Origin of the sequence: Micromonospora sp. LA-10 (assembly GCF_051853095.1) — a bacterium.
Classification (GTDB): domain Bacteria; phylum Actinomycetota; class Actinomycetes; order Mycobacteriales; family Micromonosporaceae; genus Micromonospora; species Micromonospora echinospora_A.
The window spans coordinates 3,578,583-3,596,542 of the sequence record NZ_CP195710.1 but is presented as its reverse complement, the minus strand read 5'-3'; the positions used below and the strand labels follow the sequence as shown (position 1 = coordinate 3,596,542).

The window sequence follows — 17,960 nt, the reverse complement described above, 5'->3', positions numbered from 1 at the left end:
ACGGGAGTCGGCGTGACGCTCGACGGTGAGGCACTGGAGCAGCTGCGCAAGCGCGCCCGCGCCGGTGGTGCGGACAAGTACCACGCGGCGAACGCCGCGAAGGGCAAGCTGTTCGCCCGGGAGCGCGTGGCGTACCTGGTCGACGAGGGCTCCTTCGTCGAGGACGGGCTCTACGCCAACGCGATGGCCGACGGGCTCCCCGCCGACGGCGTGGTCACCGGCACCGCGACGATCGACGGCCGCCAGGTCTGCCTGATGGCGAACGACTCCACCGTCAAGGCCGGCAGCTGGGGCGCGCGTACCGTCGAGAAGATCATCCGGATCATCGAGCGGGCGTACGCGACGGGCGTCCCGATGGTCTACCTGGTCGACTCGGCCGGCGCCCGGATCACCGACCAGGTCGACCTGTTCCCGGGCCGGCGCGGCGCCGGGAAGATCTTCTGGAACCAGGTCCGCGCCTCCGGCTCGATCCCGCAGGTCTGCGCGCTGTTCGGGCCGAGCGCGGCGGGCGGCGCGTACATCCCGGCGTTCTGCGACGTGGTCGCCATGGTGGACGGCAACGCCAGCATGTACCTCGGCTCCGACCGGATGGTCGAGATGGTCACCGGCGAGAAGACCACGCTGGAGGCGATGGGCGGCGCGAAGGTGCACTGCGCCGAGTCCGGCGTCGGCCACTTCCTCTGCAAGACCGAGAACGACGCGCTGGACGTGGTGCGGACCTACCTGTCGTACCTGCCGTCGAACTGGAAGCAGGACCCGCCGGCCGCCGAGGCCGTGGCCGCGCCGGAGAAGGCCGACCTGGCCGCGCTGGTCCCGGCCAGCGAGCGGCAGGCGTTCGACATGCGCCGGTACGTCAAGGGTCTGCTGGACTCCGGCAGCTTCTTCGAGATCCAGGCGCTGTGGGCCAAGGAGCTGACCATCGGGTTCGGCCGGCTCAACGGCGAGGTCGTCGGCGTGGTCGGCAACAACTCGATGTTCAAGGGCGGCGTGCTCTTCGTCGACTCGGCCGACAAGGCGACCCGGTTCGTGCAGCTCTGCGACGCGTTCAACGTGCCGCTGCTGTTCCTCAGCGACGTGCCCGGCTTCATGGTCGGCAGCGCGGTTGAGAAGCAGGGCATCATCCGGCACGGCGCCAAGATGATCACGGCGATCTCCGAGGCGACCGTACCCAAGATCTGTGTGGTGGTCCGCAAGGCGTACGGCGCTGGTCTGTACGCGATGGCCGGGCCCGGCTTCGAGCCGGACGCCACGATCGCGCTGCCCACCGCGAAGATCGCGGTGATGGGCGCGGAGGCAGCAGTCAACGCGGTCTACGCCAACAAGATCGCCGCCATCTCCGACGAGGCCGAGCGGGCCGCGTTCGTCGCCGCGAAGCGCGAGGAGTACGAGCGCGACATCGACGTGGTCCGCCTCGCCAGCGAGCTGGTGGTGGACGCGATCGTCGAGCCGCACGAGCTGCGCGCCGAGCTGGTACGCCGGTTCGTCGCCGCACGCGGCAAGGAGCGGCACTTCTCCCGGCGCCGCCACGGCGTCACCCCGGTCTGACCGACACACGCCCCGGCGTCACGAGCGCCCGGCCCGTCCGTACCGCCGTCCCACCAGGAGGATCAGATGGACTTCCGGCTCAGCGACGAACAGGAGGCGCTGCGCTCAAGCGTGCGGGAGTTCGCCCGCGAGGTGGTCGCACCCACCATCGCCGAGCACTACGAGCAGCACACCTTCCCGTACGAGATCGTCCGTCAGATGGGCAAGATGGGCCTGTTCGGGCTGCCCTTCGCGGAGGAGCACGGTGGCATGGGCGGCGACTACTTCGCGCTCTGCCTCGCGCTGGAGGAGCTGGCCCGGGTGGACTCCAGCGTGGCCATCACGCTGGAGGCGGCGGTGTCGCTCGGCGCGATGCCGATCTACCGGTTCGGCACCGAGGAGCAGAAGGCGCAGTGGCTGCCGAGGCTGCTCAGCGGTGAGGCGCTGGCCGGGTTCGGGCTCACCGAGCCGGGCACCGGCTCGGACGCGGCCGGCACCCGTACGCGCGCGGTGCTGGACGGCGACGAGTGGGTGATCAACGGTTCGAAGGCGTTCATCACCAACTCCGGCACCGACATCACCGCGCTGGTCACCGTCACCGCCGTCACCGGTACGCGGCCGGACGGCGGCAAGGAGCTGTCCACGATCATCGTGCCGTCCGGTACGCCCGGCTTCACCGTCGCGCCCGGCTACTCGAAGGTCGGCTGGACCGCGTCGGACACGCACGAGTTGACGTTCGACGACTGCCGGGTGCCGGCGGCCAACCTGCTCGGCGAGCGCGGCCGGGGCTTCGCCCAGTTCCTGCGCATCCTGGACGAGGGCCGGATCGCCATCGCGGCGCTCGCCGTCGGCCTGGCCCAGGGCTGCGTGGACGAGTCGATCAAGTACGCCAAGGAGCGCCAGGCGTTCGGCCAGCCGATCGGCAACTATCAGGCCATCCAGTTCAAGATCGCGGACATGGAGATGAAGGCCCACACGGCCCGGCTGGCCTACTACGACGCGGCCGCCCGGATGCTCGCCGGCGAGCCGTTCAAGCGCCAGGCGGCCATCGCCAAGCTGCACGCCTCCACCGTGGCGGTGGACAACGCCCGCGAGGCGACGCAGATCCACGGCGGCTACGGCTTCATGAACGAGTACCCGGTGGCCCGCTTCTGGCGGGACTCGAAGATCCTGGAGATCGGCGAGGGCACCAGCGAGGTGCAGCGCATGATCATCGCCCGCGACCTCGGCATGTGAGAGGCGCCCTCGGCCGCGCCCTGTCGGATAACGGCGAGGGACGGTCGGGTGGTTGACGATGGGCTGTGGAGCGTCGGAGTCCATCCGTACTCTTCGTGCCCATGACTCCGGATCATGACGGTGCGCGGGACCCAGGTGGTCGCACCGGTCTGTCCGATCTGTTGCGCGGGCACCGGCTCGCCGCCGGCCTGACCCAGGCCGAGCTGGCGGGCCGGGCCGGCGTGGGCGTGCGTACGGTCCGCGATCTGGAACGGGGCCGGGCCACCCGCCCGCAACGCACCACAGTGGACCTGCTGGCCGACGCGCTCGGCCTGGCCGGTGACGACCGGCGGGAGTTCGTCGCCACCGCCCGGCCCACGCCGGCCCGGCCCGGGCCGCGCCACACCGACACCGACACCGACGCCGGACCGCCGGTCACGCTGCCCCAGCCCGTACCGCTGCTGGGCCGCGACCGGGACGTGGCCGAGGTGGCCGGCCTGCTCGACGCGTACCCGGTGGTGAGCCTGGTCGGGCTCGCGGGCGTCGGCAAGACCGCGCTCGCCATCGCTGTCGCGCACGCGGTGGCGGCCCGGCACCCGGGCGGGGTGACCGGGGTGCTGGTCGGGGAGGGCTCGGACGTCGCCGACGTGCTCGCCGCGTCGGCGTCGGTGTTCGGCGTGACCCGGCTGGCCGACCTCGCCTGCCGGCTCGACGGACGGCCGGCGTTGCTGCTCGTCGACGCGGTCGACCGGGCGCCCGAGCCGGTGGCCGGGGCGCTTCGTGCCCTGACCGGGGCCGTGCCGGACCTGCGGGTGCTGGTGACCGGCCGCCGCCCGGTCGGGCTGCCCGGTGAGCTGGTCCGCCCAGTAGCGCCGCTCGACGTGCCACCCGTGGACGCCGCGCTCGCCGACCGGTTCGACCTGGACCGCTGGCCGGCGGCGGCACTGTTCGCCGCCCGCCTCGCCCAGGCCCGCCGCGAACCGCCCACGGCGGCCGAGCTGCCGGCGCTCGCCGCGCTGGTACGCCGCCTCGGCGGGCTGCCGCTGGCGATCGAGCTGATGGCGGCGCGGGGACGCATCCTCGACGTCACCGAACTGCTCGACCGCTACGGCGACCGTGTCCTGGACCTGACCGGCGCGCATCCGGGCTGGGAGTCCGCCGACGGGCCGGCCGGCACGGTGACGCTGCGCGAGGCGGTGGCGAGCAGCTACCGTCTGCTCGCGCCCGCCGACCGGGCCGCGCTGCGACGGCTCTCCGCGTTCCGCAACCGCTGGTCGGTCGAGCTGGCCGAGGATCTGCTCGCCGGTGGCGGCAGGCGGTGGGACGCGGCACCGTTGCTGGACCGGCTGCGCGAGCTGGGCCTGCTCAGTGTCCGGGGTGCCGGCCCGTTCCGGTTCCGGCTGCTGGACGCGGTCCGGGACTTCGCGGCCGAGCAGGCCGACGTCGAGGGCGAGACCGCCGGGATCCGGCTCCGGCACGCCTCGGTGATCGCCGGGCTCGTCCACCGCACCGCACCCGGGCTGGTGGGCACACAGTTGTCCGGCGTGGCACGCCTGCTCGACGAGGCGACCGGCGACATCACCGCCGCCCTCGCGTACGCCGCCGAGCACGCGCCGGAGACGGCGCTGCTGCTGGCCGCCTCGCTTACCCGCTGGTGGCGGCTGCGCGGCCGGGACGTCTCCGGCCGGCGCCGGCTGCGGCGGCTGCTGGCCGATCCGCGAACCGCCGGCACCCGGCCCACGCTGCGGGCCTGGGCGATGCTCGGCGCGGCCCGGCTGGCCGTCGAGCACGGCGCGGGCGCGGAGGAGTTGCCGGCCGCCAGGGCCGCGCTCGTCATCTTCGCCGAGGCGGGCGACGTGGTCGGCGAGCTGTCGGCCCGGTCCGTGCTCTGCACGCTGCTGCGCGGGCTCGGCGCGCACGACGAGGCCCGCGAGCAGGCCGAGGCCGCGCTGGCGACGGCCACCCGGCACGGCCGGATACGCGAGATGGCCGTCGCCCAGGCGCACCTCACCTGGCATGACGTACGCGCGGCGCGGCTGGCCGACGCACGGCGGCGCCTGGCCACTGTGGACCGCCTGGCAGCTCAGTGCGGCGATCGTCGCCTGCGTCTGCTGGCGCGGGCCGACCAGGCCGAGCTGACCCGCCTGGAGGGCCGGTACGCGGAGGCGGTCGAGCAGGGTCGCCGGGTCGCGACAGCGCTCGCGGAGCTGGGCGATCCCGGTCGGCGGCGGCGGACGGTCGGCAAGGTCGCGCTGGCGCTCGCCGGCCAGGGCCGGGTCGACGAGGCGCTTGCAGCGGCCGCCGAGCTGTGGCCCTCTGGCGCGGTGCCGGGTCAGCGTCGGCCGCCCGTCGTGGAGAGCCTGAATCCGCCCGGCGTGGTCGCGGACGCTCGCGCCGAGGACGCGCTACGGGGGCTGATCGAGGGCCACGTGGCGTTGCACCGGGGGGATCGGGAACTGGCGGTGGAGTGGTTCGCCGCGGCGGCCGACGCGGCGGAGGGCGGCGCGGGGCGGCGTGACCTGGTCGAGGCGCTCGTGGGGCTGGCGGTCAGCAGCGGGGATCCGGCTGTGCTGGACCGCTTGGACGACGCGCGGCGGGTCACCGGCGTCAGCCTGCTGCCGCGGGAGGAGGAGTTGCTCTTCTCCCTGGCGGCGCGGCGTCAGAAGGCGCGCTGAGCGGCGGCGCGTCCGGCGGGCCGGGGAGGGCGTGGGGCGCGGGGGTGGCGCGAACGAAGTAGCCCCCTGGTGCTGCCCCTCGCTCGACGCTCGCGCCTGCACCCCCCGGTGCCCCCCGCTGCGGGAAGACTACCGAGGCACGGCCAGAGATATGGGGAGATATGTACCGGTTGCCCGGCTGCCTGAGCGGTTCTGCCGGTCATTCTGCCGGTGACCCGCTGGTATCGACCAGCGGGCCGCCGGGCGGTGAACCGTCGGCAGTGGACCGTCAGGCGGCGTCCTCGGCCGGTTCGGTGCTGCCGGCCGTGGCGCCCGGGTGGACCGCGTCCCGGACCCGGCGCAGCCCGTCCAGCAGCCCGTCGAGCTGGTCCGGGTCGAGCTGGCCGGTGAACCACTGCTCGATGATCCGCAGGTGCCCGGGAAGGATGGCGTCCAGCCGGCTCAGGCCCGCGGCGGTGACCACCGCGAAGGAACTGCGGCGGTCGGACGGGCAGGCGCGCCGACGGATCAGCCCGTCCCGCTCCATCCGGTCCACGACGCGGGTCACGCCGCTGGTGGAGAGTGAGGTCTGCGCCGCCAGGTCGGTCATCCGCAGCTGGTTGTTGGGTGAGCGGGCGAGTCGGGTGAGCACCTCGAACTCGACCGGGGAGAGGCCGTGCTCGTCGAACTGGGCGGCGAACCGGGCGGAGAGCCCGGCGTGCGCCTCGACGAGGAGGCCGACGGCGGTGATCCGGGGATCGTCGAACACGTTCTGGTCCACGCCACCATCCTAGCAACACTTGACACAGGGAATATTGCTATAGCTATAGTTGCTCAGTCAGTCGTTGGGATACTAAACCGTTTTCCCCGGAGGAGAGCACCATGACCAGCAGCACCGAGGCGACTACCCGCGACTGGGAGGGTCTCACCATCCCCACCCCCGGCACCTATGTTCTGGACGCCGCGCACAAGCGTGTCGGATTCGTCGCACGGCACATGATGGTCAGCAAGGTACGCGGTGAGTTCGCCGACGCGACCGCCACCATCACCGTCGCCGACGACCCGATGCAGTCCACGGTCACCGCCAGCATCCAGGCCGCCAGCATCAACACCGCCCAGGCGGACCGGGACGCGCACCTGCGCAGCCCCGAGTTCCTCGACGTCGAGCAGTACCCGACGCTGGAGTTCCGCAGCACCGAGGTGAAGTCCCGCGACGGCAACGAGTTCGTGCTCGTCGGCGAGCTGACCATCAAGGGCGTGACCCGTCAGGTCGAGCTGGAGGTCGAGTTCGAGGGCGTCGGCCGCAGCCCCTTCGGGCAGGACATCTTCGGCTTCTCCGCCTCCACCGAGATCGACCGCGAGGACTTCGGCCTGACCTGGAACGTGGCGCTGGAGACCGGCGGCGTCCTGGTCGGCCGCAAGGTCAAGATCGAGATCGAGGGCGAGGCCATCCGCCAGGGCTGAGCCCGGCCAGGTCCGCAGGGCCCGCACCGTCCGCCGACGGTGCGGGCCCTTCCCGTGTACGCGCAGCGGTGCGAATCGTCACGCGATGTTCTCCGGCCGACGGCGCTGGTGAGGGCCCCGACGGGGTACAGGTGCAGATCTGTCGCCCGTCCAGCGGGTGGCGGACGGGGCGCACTTACGCCCACCACGCGAATGGTTCACAATGCGTTGCGGAACGGTACGGTTCCGTCGCACCGGCGTCGGGAGGACACATGGGCAGAGACGTCGACCAGGGCGCCTTCTCCCGCGAGGATCGGGTCCACTACCGGCAGAAGGTCCGGCGCTGCCTGGACGTCTTCGCACTGATGCTCGACGACTTCGGCTTCGACGCCGACCGGCCGATGACCGGGCTGGAGATCGAGCTGAACCTGATCGACGCCGCCGCGGAACCGGCCATGCGCAACGACCAGATCCTGGCCGACATCGCCGACCCGCTGTTCCAGACCGAGCTGGGGCAGTTCAACCTCGAACTGAACGCCTCGCCCCGGCTGATCGAGGGCAGCGGCTTCGCCGACTACGAGCAGGACCTGCGCAGCAGCCTCAGCCGCGCCGACGAGCGGGCCGCCAAGTCCGACGCGACGATCATGATGGTCGGCATCCTGCCCACGCTCACCGAACGCCACCTGGTCGCGGACAACCTCTCCACGAACGAGCGGTACCGCGTACTCAACGACCAGATCGTGGGCGCCCGCGGCGAGGACATCGAGCTGGACATCAACGGCGTCGAGCGGCTGCGTACGCACACCGACTCGATCGCGCCGGAGGCCGCCTGCACCAGCCTCCAGTTCCACCTCCAGGTCGCGCCGGACAGCTTCGCCGACTACTGGAACGCCTCCCAGGCCATCGCCGGAGTGCAGGTCGCCGTCGGGGCGAACTCGCCGTTCCTCTACGGCCGGCAGCTCTGGGCGGAGACCCGGATCGCCCTGTTCCAACAGGCCACCGACACCCGTCCCGACGAGCTGAAGGCCCAGGGCGTACGCCCCCGGGTGTGGTTCGGGGAGCGCTGGATCACCTCGATCTTCGACCTGTTCGAGGAGAACGTCCGCTACTTCCCGCCGCTGCTGCCGATCTGCGAGGACGAGGACCCGGTCGAGGTGCTGCACGCCGGTGGCGTACCCCAGCTCGGCGAGCTGCGGCTGCACAACGGCACCGTCTACCGCTGGAACCGGCCGGTCTACGACATCATGAACGACCGCCCGCACCTGCGGGTCGAGAACCGGGTGCTGCCCGCCGGCCCGACAGTGGTGGACATGCTCGCCAACGCGGCGTTCTACTTCGGGCTGGCCCGCGGACTCGCCGAGGCGGACCGTCCCATCTGGAGCCAGCTGACGTTCAGCTCGGCGGAGGAGAACTTCCACGCCGCAGCCCGGCGCGGCATCGAGGCCGTCCTGCACTGGCCGCGCCTCGGCGACGTGCCGGTGACCAAGCTCGTCCTCGAGACGCTGCTCCCGGTGGCCGAGGAAGGGCTGGACCGGTTCGGCGTCGCCCCGGCCGAGCGCGATCGCCTGCTGGGCGTGATCGAGGGCCGCTGCCGTACCGGCCGCAACGGCGCGGTCTGGCAGACGGAGACGGTGTGGGCGGCCGAGCGGCACCGCGGCCTGGACCGGGAAGCCGCGCTGCACCACATGGTCAAGCGGTACGCCGAACTCCAGCGCAGCAACGAGCCGGTACACACCTGGCCCGTCGACTGACCCCTGCCGCCCTCCCCGCCCCCGCCCTCCTGCCCTGCCCGCCCTCGCCTCGCGGATCTTGGAATTGTGGCGCCTCGGATGTCCTTGTTAGGCGGTTTGCGAGGCGCCACAACTCCAAGATCGATGGGAGCGGGCGGGATTCCGGGCGACCGGCGAGGCACCTCGGTCTACGACGAGGGCTTGCCTGAGCGCGACGAGGAGTCGTCCTGGCTGGTCTGCGTGTTCGGCTGGTCGAGGGCTTCGGGTTGCCGCTGCGGCGGAACGGCCCGACCGCGTCGGCCGGTGGCCGACCGGGTGGCACGGCCCTTCTCCGTTCCGGTCCGGCCGACGGCTACGCCGTCCTCCGCTGGGGCCGTCGCCTCACGCGCGTCGGCCGAGGTGTCCGGTGCCTTGTCCGTCCCGGCCGCCCAATCCGCTGACCGCTCCGACACGCCCGACGCCGACCGGTCCGCCGCTGACGGGCGAGCCGTTGACGGGACCGACGGATCTGACGCGGACCGGCCAGCCGTTGACGCTCTTGACCGACCAGCCGCTGACGATCCTGACCGATCTGACGCCGACGGGCCAGCCGTTGACGCTCCCGACCGGTCTGATGCGGACGGGCCAGCCGCTGACGGGCCTGACGAATCGGCCGCTGACGGATCGGAGGCCGACGGGCCGGCCTTCCGCCTGCCGAACAATCCGCCCGAGCGCTTGCCGGACACAGCCGACGGGCGCGCCCCCGAGCCGCTCGACGGCGACGCGGCGGACGAGTCCGACACGGCTCCGGCCGGCTCCGACGGCCCGTCCGGCCTGTCCGGCCTGTCCGGCCTGTCCGGCCTGTCCGGCCTGTCCGGCCCGTCCGGCCCGTCCGGCCTGTCCGGACCGTGCGGCCCGGTCGGGTCGCCGGTCGTCGGGTCGGTATCGCCGCTGATCGGGTCCGGCTCGCCGGTGCGCTGACGAGGGATGATCACCCGCTCGGCGCTGCGGCGCTCGGCGCGCTGGGCGAGCGCGGCCATCAGCATCGAGCCGCCGACACCGGCGATCACCGCGTACGGGGCGATCAGGTGGGCCGACAACTGCTCGGCGGCGATCCCGGCGAGCCGCGGTACGGCGAGCAGGTACGCCAGCGCCACGAGCAGCGGTCCGGCCGCCCCGGAGGCCGCCGCGCCGACCCGTACCTCCGGAGCGCGGGCCGCTCGCCGGGCTGCCAGCACGCCGATAACCAGCGCGGAGAGCACCGACAGCAGCGCGCCTGGCCAGTAGAAGTAGTCGCGGATCCAGAACGCGCCACGGTCCGCGCTGATCTGCCAGATGCCGAGCTGGGCGGTGGTCAGGCCACGGCCGGCGACCACCCCGTCGACCACCGACACGACGGCGAGCAGCCAGAGCCAGCCCGAGGTGGCGATGAGGTTGGTGGCGGCGGCGCGGGTGTGCAGCGCCCAGGTGGCCAGCAGCATCCCCAGCAGCAGCCCCGCTGCGGCGTAGGCGGCGGCGACGGTCTGCGGCGCGGACACGTCCGGCACCTGGGCCGCCCGTGCCGGCACCGCCACCAGCAGTACGGTGACGAGCGCGCCGACAGCCGCGGCGAGCACCAGCGCGAGTCGGGGCGGCTTGCCCTGCGACTCGTCGTCCCGGCCTCGTAGGCGTTGGGCGCAGACCGCGCCGGCGATGACCGAGGTGGCCGCGATCCAGGTCGCCCAGGCGAGGCTCGCCACCCAGGCCGCCTCGACGCGTACCGCGCCGGTCGGCGCCCAGTTGATGATGCCCAGCCCGTACCCGAAACCGAGCTGCGCGGCGCCCGCGCCGGCAGCGACGCCGAGCGCGGCGGCGGTCGATCCTCCCCAGCCCCGACTGACCATGCCGGGGAGCGTAACGTCCCGAGGTCGGCTCGGCGAGTCGTGGCGACACGCCGTGACCGTTTGGCAGCTGTGGATACGGTCGTCGATGAGCGGGGGCGGGGAAGCATGACGGACGAGCGGCGACCGGACGGCGACGGCACCGGCCCGGGGCGGGCCAGGCTGCTCCTCGGTGGTGGTCTGGCGGTGGTCCTGCTGGCGGTGATCGGGGCCAGCGTCGGCTGGATCCTGGCGGGTGACCCGGGCCACCCGGCCGCGCCCGGCGAGGCCGCGCCGGCTGTCACCGCCTCGACGTCCGCGCCGGCCACCACGCCACCAGCGACCACGGCCGCCGCCCCGACCGGTACGCGGACGAGCGCGCCCGCCGCCCTGACCGTGCCGGAGGTGGTCGGCGTCGACTTCGAACAGGCCCGCCGGGAGTTGCGTGACCGCCGGCTCGGCTGGCGACTGGTCTTCGGCACCGGCAGCGGACGCTCGGTGGAGCGCGCCTCGCCGGCGCCGGGCACGCCGGTGAAGCGCGGTGTCACCGTCTCCCTGTTCGTGACCGGACCGGCCCCGGCCGTCACCGTGCCCGACGTCGGCACGCTGTCCTGTTCCGACGCCGCCGACGATCTGGTGGACGCCGGTCTCTATCCCCGGTACGGCACCGGCCGCCTAGGCCCGGTCACCGCGCAGGAGCCGGTCGCGGGCAGCCCGGCGCGGTGGAACGACCAGGTCGTGCTGACCTGCGGCGGCACCGGGTCCGCGTCGCCGAGCGCCACTCCGTCGCCGATTGGCTGACCGGCGCGGGCGCGCTGATCCCGGCCGACGTGGCCGTGGCCCGTTACGGTGGACGATCGAGGGCCGTGCGCCCCGTCCCGGTGGGGAAAGGACGTGCCATGAGCGACGACCGTCAGGAACCACCGGCCGGTGACGCGGACGAGACCCGCGCGATGCCGCGAAACCCGGCCGGGGAGGACGCGGACGCCACCCGCGCGATGCCACGGAACCCGGCCGGGGAGGACGCCGACGCCACCCGCGCGCTCCCCCGAAACGCTGCCGGGGGCCCCGACGCCACTGCCGCGATGCCGCGCGACGCGGGCGGGGAGGACGTCGACGCGACCCGCGCCATGCCGCGTGGCGCCGCCGGGAGCGACGCGACCCGCGCCATGCCGCCGGACGCGGGCGACGCCACCCGTCCGCTGCCCGGTGGGCCCGGTGGGCCGTCGCGCCGTCCGCTCGACGCGACCACTCCGCAGGAGCCGGTGGGCGCCTGGTCCGGCCGGGCCGGGGTGCCCCCGCCGCGACCGGCCGGCTACCCCGAGCCGGGGGGCGAGTGGTACGGCGACGAGCAGGCCGGACGCCGCTGGTGGATGCCGATCCTGCTGGGCATCCTGGCGCTGCTCCTGCTGGGGTTGATCGGGGTGGGAGTGTGGCTGGCGCTGCGCGCCGCCGACCAGGACTCCGATCCGGGGACGGTGCCGTCGGCGGTGCCGAGCACTTCGGCGCAGACCAGTGCCGCCCCGACGAGCGCCGCGCCGAGCAGTTCCCCGCCGAGCACGCCACCCACGACCGAGGCGGTCGAGGTGCCGATGCCACCGTTGGTGGGGCTGCCGGAGGCCGCCGCCCGGGCGGCGCTCGACCGGCTGGACGTGGACTACCGGGTGCAGCGGCGGGCGTCGGACCGGCCGGCCGGCACGGTTATCTCTACCGACCCGGAGGCCGGCTACCCGGTGGGTGAGGACGACCGGGTCACCATCGTGGTGGCTGTGCCCGCGCCGCCGACGGAGGGTCCGAGCACGCCGGGTTCCGCCCCGGCGACCACCACCACGCCCTGACGGTCAGCATCGGCGTCGGGGCGTTCACCACTGGCGTCGGCGGGTGCCGACCAGGCCGAGGCCGGCGAGCGAGATGGCGAGCCCGAGCAGACCGGAGTAGAACAGCGACCGGCTGAGGTTGCTCGTGGTGTCACCGGGTCGTTCGGCGAGCGCCTCGCCGCCCCCGGTGCCCGCGGGCGGCGTGTCGGCCTCCGGATCGTCCTCGTCCTGCGACGGGTCGATGGGAGACCAGCCGTCGTCCTCGTCGTTCTCGCCGGCCGCCGCCCGGGCGTCCTCGCCGGCTGGGGCACGGCCGTCCTCACCGGCCACGGTGATCTCCGGGGCCGGTACGGGCTCGGCGAGCTGCTGGGTGGCGGAGAAGGCGGGGTGCCGCACCACGAGCGCGAGCGCGGTGGCGACGACGAGGAAGACGAACAGCCCGAGGGCATAGCCGACACGGGACCGGTGGTGCCGCCGCGCGGCGGGCAGATTGACCATGACCATCCCAGGTTCAGGGTCCATGGCGCGCGGGGTGGAACGTGCCGGGGTGGGCGTACCGATTCTATGGCGACGGCACGCCCTCCCGACCGGGAATCGTGAGGTCAGCCCACCCGGACCGGAGTCCGGACCACCGGGCGGCGGGCCGTCCGGACGGTGTGCTGCCGGGGCACCGGCGCAGCGTGGACCTGCTGCAACCCCTCTTCGAGTACGAAGATCGACCGTCGGTTGACCGCGTCCCCCGCCGCGTTCAACTCGTAGCCTTCGAGCCAGAGCCAACCGTCGTAGGTCGGCCAGTCGAGCACCCGGATCACCCGGAACATGATCGGTCGGAAGAACTGGACACTCGCCGCGCGCGTCACGTGCAGTACGTCACCGGAGCGGGGAAGCACATGGGCTCCTGGGGAGGGTCGGCCGGTCGGGACCGGCGAGGCGGAACGGGGTCGGTGCGGTCCGGTGACGGGGGTCTGCCTCGCGGACCGGCGGTCGTTGGTCGGTGCTGGTCGGGCCGTACCCATGGTGGCGGACCGCCACCCGACCATCACCCGGCTGCTCCCGGTTACCGCTCCCGCCGCCGCAGCCGAGCTGGCGTGCAGCGACGGGGTCTTCATTCCGGGGCAGGTCGCACGGCGCGGGACGGCTCCCCTCCGGCCGTCCCACGGACCGCGGCATCACCACGCCCGGAGATCGTTCGAAGACGGTGAGTAACCCGTGCCATACGGACAGAGTGCTACAGCGACGTGCGACATGCAAGTTGCACGTAGTGTTTTGCGGATAGGTGAGCAGGACACGTGAACAGGAAACTTGAAGCGTCAGGTATCGGGGCGTCACACTGGACGCCGGTTTCGCCCGTCGCGGCCGGTCGATGACCGGCACCACCCCTGCCGCGAACGCTCGCCCACCGCCCGCCGGTCGCGCCCGCGGTGGGTGCCCAACCGGGGCGCGACCGACCGGAGGTAGCGGGTGACGGTGACGCAGTCGCGAGCCGAGGAGACGCCGTGACCGAACGGCGCAGTCCCACCATCCGGCGGCGCCGGCTGGGGGCGGAACTCCGCCGGCAGCGCGAGGCCGCGGGCATCACCATAGAAGCGGTCGCCGAGCAGCTGGAGTGCTCGGCGTCGAAGGTCTCCCGGATCGAGACCGGCCACACCTCCGCCACGCCACGCGACGTACGCGACATGCTCCGCATCTACGGAGTCGTCGGCGCGGAGAGCGACGAGCTGGTGCAGATCGCCCGGGAGGCCCGGCAGAAGGGCTGGTGGCATCCGTACAGCACGGTGCTGGTCGGGGCGTACGTCGGCCTGGAGGCCGCGGCCAGCTCCATCCGGGCGTACGAGCAGCAGGTCGTGCCGGGGCTGCTGGAGACCGAGGAGTACGCCGGTGCGATGATCCGTGCGGCGCGGCCGGACTTCACCGCCGAACAGGTCGACCAACGAGTGCGTGTCCGATTGGGCCGTCAGTCGTTGTTGACGCAGGACGATCCGGTCGATCTGTGGGTGGTGCTCGATGAGGCGGTGCTGAGCAGGCCGGTTGGCGGCGACGCGGTGATGCGTGGTCAGCTCAAGCGGCTGGTGGAGGTGGCTGAACTGCCGAACGTGACGGTGCAGGTCCTGCCCTTCGATGTGGGCGCGCACGCGGGCATGGACGGCACCTTCACGATCCTCAGCTTCCCCGAACCGAGTGATCCCGATGTCGTGTACGCGGAGAACGCCACGGGTGGGCTCTTCCTGGAGAAGAGCGACGAACTGCAGAAGTACAGCTTCATCTTCGATCACATTCGAGCAGCGGCCATACGCCCGGAGGAATCCATCGCTCACATCGCGAAACTGGCAGAGGAGCCACTGTGGAAATGGCGACCAAGGAGTTCCCCGTGGACCTGACGCAGGCGACGTGGTTCAAGAGCTCGAAGAGCGGGCCGAACTGCGACAACTGCGTCGAGGTCGCGTACGTGACCGGGGCGGTCGGGGTCCGGGACTCGAAGGACAAGACAGGCCCGGCCCTGGTCTTCGCTCCGGACGACTGGCAGGCCTTCGTCGCCCGCGCCCGGGGCGGCGCGTTCGGCCGGAGCTGACCGGCACTGCAGCGTGGTCCCGCCCGGCAACGCCGCCGGGCGGGACCATTCGCGTCCGGGCGCCGCACCCGTCGCCAGTTTCGATCCGCCTCGTTGAACCGCACAGATCGGCAACCGAACGAGGCAGGCGAGACGGATGACGACGATCGGTTCAGAGAACCTCACCAGCGGCCCGGGCAAGCCCGAGCGGTTCGGTGGCAAGTACCGGGGTGCCCGCCGGGACACCGTCCTCACCGAGGTGGTCTCCGGTGACGGCGAGGAGACCCGCGAGGGCGGCGTGCCCGAGCAGGCCGCGACACCGCTGTCCCTGCCGTCGCTGGACCCCAACCCGCTCACCGAGCCGTCCTTCCCACCGAGCGGCTGGCCGATCGAGCAGCAGGAGTCCCTGGTGGACCACCCGCTGCTGCGCGGCCTGCTGATGGAGCTGCCGCCGAAGGGCAGCGTCCCCCCGCCCGGCTGGCTGGACCGCTGGTTCGAGGCGACCCGCGCGATCCTGGAGCTGCTATACGTGCAGGGCGCGAGCCGGTCGCGCTGACACCACCTCGGCGGCCGGCATCGCCCGCTCGGCGAGCCGGTTGTGCCGCAGCGCGTGGCGTACCCCGATCGCGCACACACCGAGCACCGCGACGGTGATCACCGGGCCGGCCACTCCCGGCGCGGCGAACAGATCGACGCCGACCGCCGGCAGCACCGCCACCAGCACCGCGAGCGCGGTCGCCTGGAGCGGCAGCGCGATCAGCGGGTGCGCCGCTGCCGCGCGCAGCCCGTGCGGGGCGGGCGTGCCCGGCGCCGCCGCGAACGCGCCCGCGCCGGACCGCAGCCGCCGGACCCGTCGTACCGTGCAGAACGCCACCACGGCCGCCGGAACGGCCGCGACGCCGAGCGCGGCGGCGGCCCGGTCCACAGTGGTGTCACCGGCGCTCTGCAGGCCCGCGGCGAGGACCACCGCGGTGAGCGCGAGGCCGGTCAGCACCAGGGCGGACAACCATCCGGTACGCCGGCGCAGCGCCCGGGCGCGGTCCAGCCCGGGCAGGCCCTCCGCGACCAGGCCGGCGGCCAGCCAGACGGCGGCGACGGGAAGCAGCACGGCGAGACGGTCATCCATGCCCCCTAGCCTTGCCCGTTTCGACGTTCGCCGAATCCGGGACGGCACCCCGGTTCGTCCCGTATCCGGGCCCGTAGGGGTCGTCGGGGCCGGTCAGACGTCGAAGGTGGCCGGTCGGGTGGTGGCCGGCGCCGGCGGGGTGGCCTTCCACAGCCCGGTCTTCTGGGCCGCGAGCCGGGCCAGGTAGGCCGGGTTGAGGATGACGTAGCGGCGCCACAGGCGCTTGGGCTCCAGGCCGAGCCGCCAGAACCACTCCAGCCCGGCGCGCTGCATCCACGGTGGCGGATTGCGCAGCAGCCCGGCGTGGTAGTCGAACGCCGCGCCGACCGCCATCAGCGGCATGTCCAGCAGCGGGCGCATGGCGTACGCGAAGACCTCCTGGCGCGGGCAGCCCAGCCCGACCAGGACGAGGCGGGCGCCGCTGGCCCGGATCCGGTCGGCGATCTCGGCGTCCTCGCCCGGCGTGGCGGCGCGGAACTTGGACGGCTCGACCCCGGCGATCTTCAGCGCGGGGAACTTGTGCTCCAGCGCCGGGACGAGCCGGGACAGCGTCTCCTCGGTGGAGCCGTAGAGGTAGACCGGCAGTCCCTCCTCGGCGAACCGGGCGAGCACCCGCAGGGTCAGTTCCGGGCCGTAGACGCGGTCGGTGAGCCCGGCACCGTGCAGCAGGTTGAGCGCCCAGCGCACCGGCTGCCCGTCGGGGGTGACCACGTCGAACGAGTTGAGCCGGGCGTTGTGCGCCGGGTCGAGCACGCCGGTCATCACGCCGTGCACGGCGAGCGCGGTGAGCGCCAGCGGGCGGCGCTCGTGCGCGGCCGCCACCACGGCCTCGGTGGCCCGGGCGTAGTCGGTGGCGTCGACCCCGACACCGAGCACGTTGCGCTTGGTCCCGGCGCTCATGCCTTCGGCACCCACTTGTCGACGTTGGCCTCGTGGATCTCGCGGAGGATCATCGGCACGTCGTACGTGATCTTCCAGGACGGGTAGTGCTCCTCGAAGCGGGCCATGCTGCTGACGTACCACTGGTGGTCGCCGGTGCGGGCCTGCTCGACGTAGTTGATCCGGGCCTCACGGCCGGTGATCTCCTGGGCGATCCGGAACGCCTCGATGTGCGAGGTGTTCGAGTGCCGGCCGCCGCCGAGGTTGTAGACCTGGGCGGAGCGCGGCTCGCGGAAGAACGCCTCGAACGCGGTGAGCACGTCGTGGGAGTGGATCGCGTCCCGGACCATCTTCCCCTTGTAGCCGAAGAGGTTGTACGTCCGGCCCTCCATCACGCAGCGCATCAGGTACGCCAGGAAGCCGTGCAGCTCGGCGGCGGAGTGCGCCGGGCCGGTCAGCGTGCCGCCGCGGAAGCAGGCGGTCTTCATGTCGAAGTAGCGGCCGTACTCCTGGACCATCACGTCCGAGGCGACCTTCGAGGCGCCGAAGATCGAGTGCAGCGACTCGTCGATCGACATGTCCTCGGTGATGCCGTCGTACCAGCGGTGGTCCTCGGGCAGCTCGTAGCGGGTCTCCAGCTCGATCAGCGGGAGCGAGTTCGGCCGGTCGCCGTACACCTTGTTCGTGGAACAGTGGATGAACGGCGCGTCGATCGCGTGCCGCCGGGTGTTTTCCAGCACGTTGAGCGTGCCGCCGGCGTTCACGTCGAAGTCGGTGAACGGCTCCTTGGCGGCCCAGTCGTGGCTCGGCTGGGCGGCGCTGTGGATCACCACGGCGATGTCGCTGCCGTACCGCTTGAAGACCTGCTCCAGCCCGTCGCGGTCGCGGATGTCGACGGCGTGGTGGGTGTACGCGGAGCCGAGGTCGGCGGCGAGCCGGTCCAGGCTCCAGGCTGTGGAGCCGTCCTCGCCGAAGAAGTACCGCCGCATGTCGTTGTCGATGCCGACCACGTCGAGACCGAGTCCGGCGAAGTGCCGGGCCGCCTCGGAGCCGATCAGACCGCCGGAACCGGTCACCAACGCGACAGTCACACGCCACTCCTGGTCCATGGGAGGCAGGGAAACCATCGGAGCATAGCGTGACGTCCGGAACGCCCCGATACGAAGTAAGGGCCCCGCGATGTGCG

General features: G+C 72.8%; 17 protein-coding genes. 10 read left to right on the top strand and 7 right to left on the bottom strand.

The features are described 5' to 3' along the window. Positions 1-12: 12 nt before the first annotated feature. The 3 genes from ACSDG8_RS17020 (at position 13) to ACSDG8_RS17010 (ending at position 5,414) form a co-directional block, all read left to right on the top strand. A complete protein-coding gene (locus ACSDG8_RS17020) occupies positions 13-1,545 on the top strand; it encodes an acyl-CoA carboxylase subunit beta (RefSeq protein WP_210895566.1) in 1,533 nt (510 codons plus the stop codon). Between the two features lie 66 nt (positions 1,546-1,611). Further along, positions 1,612-2,760 (top strand): acyl-CoA dehydrogenase family protein, encoded by a 1,149-nt coding sequence (locus ACSDG8_RS17015; protein ID WP_210895567.1) that lies wholly within the window; start codon positions 1,612-1,614, stop codon positions 2,758-2,760. Between the two features lie 101 nt (positions 2,761-2,861). Continuing rightward, entirely contained in the window at positions 2,862-5,414 is a 2,553-nt protein-coding gene (locus tag ACSDG8_RS17010) for an ATP-binding protein (RefSeq protein ID WP_210895568.1), read from the top strand. 268 nt (positions 5,415-5,682) lie between these two features. On the opposite strand, the gene ACSDG8_RS17005 is transcribed toward ACSDG8_RS17010, so the two are convergent. Continuing rightward, entirely contained in the window at positions 5,683-6,174 is a 492-nt protein-coding gene (locus ACSDG8_RS17005; RefSeq protein ID WP_184680659.1) for a MarR family winged helix-turn-helix transcriptional regulator, read from the bottom strand. Positions 6,175-6,275: 101 nt separating this feature from the next. On the opposite strand from ACSDG8_RS17005, the gene ACSDG8_RS17000 reads away from it, so the two are divergent. Beyond that, complete coding sequence (locus ACSDG8_RS17000; protein ID WP_210895569.1) at positions 6,276-6,857, top strand: YceI family protein; 582 nt, start codon at positions 6,276-6,278, stop codon at positions 6,855-6,857. Between the two features lie 251 nt (positions 6,858-7,108). Continuing rightward, on the top strand, positions 7,109-8,587 hold the full coding sequence (locus tag ACSDG8_RS16995) for a glutamate--cysteine ligase (protein WP_210895570.1): 1,479 nt from the start codon (positions 7,109-7,111) through the stop codon (positions 8,585-8,587). A gap of 167 nt (positions 8,588-8,754) precedes the next feature. Here the strand turns inward: ACSDG8_RS16995 and ACSDG8_RS16990 are convergent, their stop codons facing one another. Continuing rightward, positions 8,755-10,428 carry a hypothetical protein gene (locus ACSDG8_RS16990; protein WP_439427039.1) on the bottom strand — a complete coding sequence of 558 codons (1,674 nt, stop codon included), beginning with the start codon at positions 10,426-10,428 and terminating at the stop codon, positions 8,755-8,757. A gap of 105 nt (positions 10,429-10,533) precedes the next feature. On the opposite strand from ACSDG8_RS16990, the gene ACSDG8_RS16985 reads away from it, so the two are divergent. Together ACSDG8_RS16985 and ACSDG8_RS16980 are read left to right on the top strand one after the other, a co-directional pair. After that, a complete protein-coding gene (locus ACSDG8_RS16985) occupies positions 10,534-11,205 on the top strand; it encodes a PASTA domain-containing protein (RefSeq protein ID WP_210895571.1) in 672 nt (223 codons plus the stop codon). A 98-nt stretch (positions 11,206-11,303) separates the two neighbouring features. Beyond that, positions 11,304-12,242, top strand: a complete 939-nt coding sequence (locus tag ACSDG8_RS16980) for a PASTA domain-containing protein (RefSeq protein WP_210895572.1) — start codon at positions 11,304-11,306, stop codon at positions 12,240-12,242. 24 nt (positions 12,243-12,266) lie between these two features. Here ACSDG8_RS16980 and ACSDG8_RS16975 read toward each other — a convergent pair whose 3' ends face one another. Beyond that, the gene (locus ACSDG8_RS16975; RefSeq protein ID WP_247678826.1) at positions 12,267-12,743 is read right to left on the bottom strand and encodes a hypothetical protein; all 477 of its coding nucleotides are present in this window, start codon (positions 12,741-12,743) and stop codon (positions 12,267-12,269) included. Positions 12,744-12,823: 80 nt separating this feature from the next. Beyond that, positions 12,824-13,111 carry a hypothetical protein gene (locus ACSDG8_RS16970; RefSeq protein WP_210895573.1) on the bottom strand — a complete coding sequence of 96 codons (288 nt, stop codon included), beginning with the start codon at positions 13,109-13,111 and terminating at the stop codon, positions 12,824-12,826. A gap of 606 nt (positions 13,112-13,717) precedes the next feature. On the opposite strand from ACSDG8_RS16970, the gene ACSDG8_RS16965 reads away from it, so the two are divergent. The 3 genes from ACSDG8_RS16965 (at position 13,718) to ACSDG8_RS16955 (ending at position 15,325) form a co-directional block, all read left to right on the top strand. After that, positions 13,718-14,599 carry a helix-turn-helix domain-containing protein gene (locus ACSDG8_RS16965; RefSeq protein WP_210895574.1) on the top strand — a complete coding sequence of 294 codons (882 nt, stop codon included), beginning with the start codon at positions 13,718-13,720 and terminating at the stop codon, positions 14,597-14,599. Then, positions 14,569-14,790: a DUF397 domain-containing protein gene (locus tag ACSDG8_RS16960; RefSeq protein ID WP_073826919.1), complete on the top strand. Its 222-nt coding sequence runs from the start codon at positions 14,569-14,571 to the stop codon at positions 14,788-14,790. The genes ACSDG8_RS16965 and ACSDG8_RS16960 overlap by 31 nt, the downstream gene beginning before the upstream one ends. A 136-nt stretch (positions 14,791-14,926) precedes the next feature. Further along, on the top strand, positions 14,927-15,325 hold the full coding sequence (locus ACSDG8_RS16955) for a hypothetical protein (RefSeq protein ID WP_174537833.1): 399 nt from the start codon (positions 14,927-14,929) through the stop codon (positions 15,323-15,325). On the opposite strand, the gene ACSDG8_RS16950 is transcribed toward ACSDG8_RS16955, so the two are convergent. The 3 genes from ACSDG8_RS16950 to ACSDG8_RS16940 all read right to left on the bottom strand — a co-directional run bounded on the left by ACSDG8_RS16950 (position 15,293) and on the right by ACSDG8_RS16940 (position 17,901). Further along, the gene (locus tag ACSDG8_RS16950; protein WP_210895575.1) at positions 15,293-15,895 is read right to left on the bottom strand and encodes a hypothetical protein; all 603 of its coding nucleotides are present in this window, start codon (positions 15,893-15,895) and stop codon (positions 15,293-15,295) included. The genes ACSDG8_RS16955 and ACSDG8_RS16950 overlap by 33 nt on opposite strands. 93 nt (positions 15,896-15,988) lie before the next feature. Continuing rightward, entirely contained in the window at positions 15,989-16,795 is an 807-nt protein-coding gene (locus tag ACSDG8_RS16945; protein ID WP_210895576.1) for a WecB/TagA/CpsF family glycosyltransferase, read from the bottom strand. Beyond that, a complete protein-coding gene (locus ACSDG8_RS16940) occupies positions 16,792-17,901 on the bottom strand; it encodes an NAD-dependent epimerase/dehydratase family protein (RefSeq protein WP_210895577.1) in 1,110 nt (369 codons plus the stop codon). The genes ACSDG8_RS16945 and ACSDG8_RS16940 overlap by 4 nt, the downstream gene beginning before the upstream one ends. Positions 17,902-17,960: the final 59 nt, after the last annotated feature.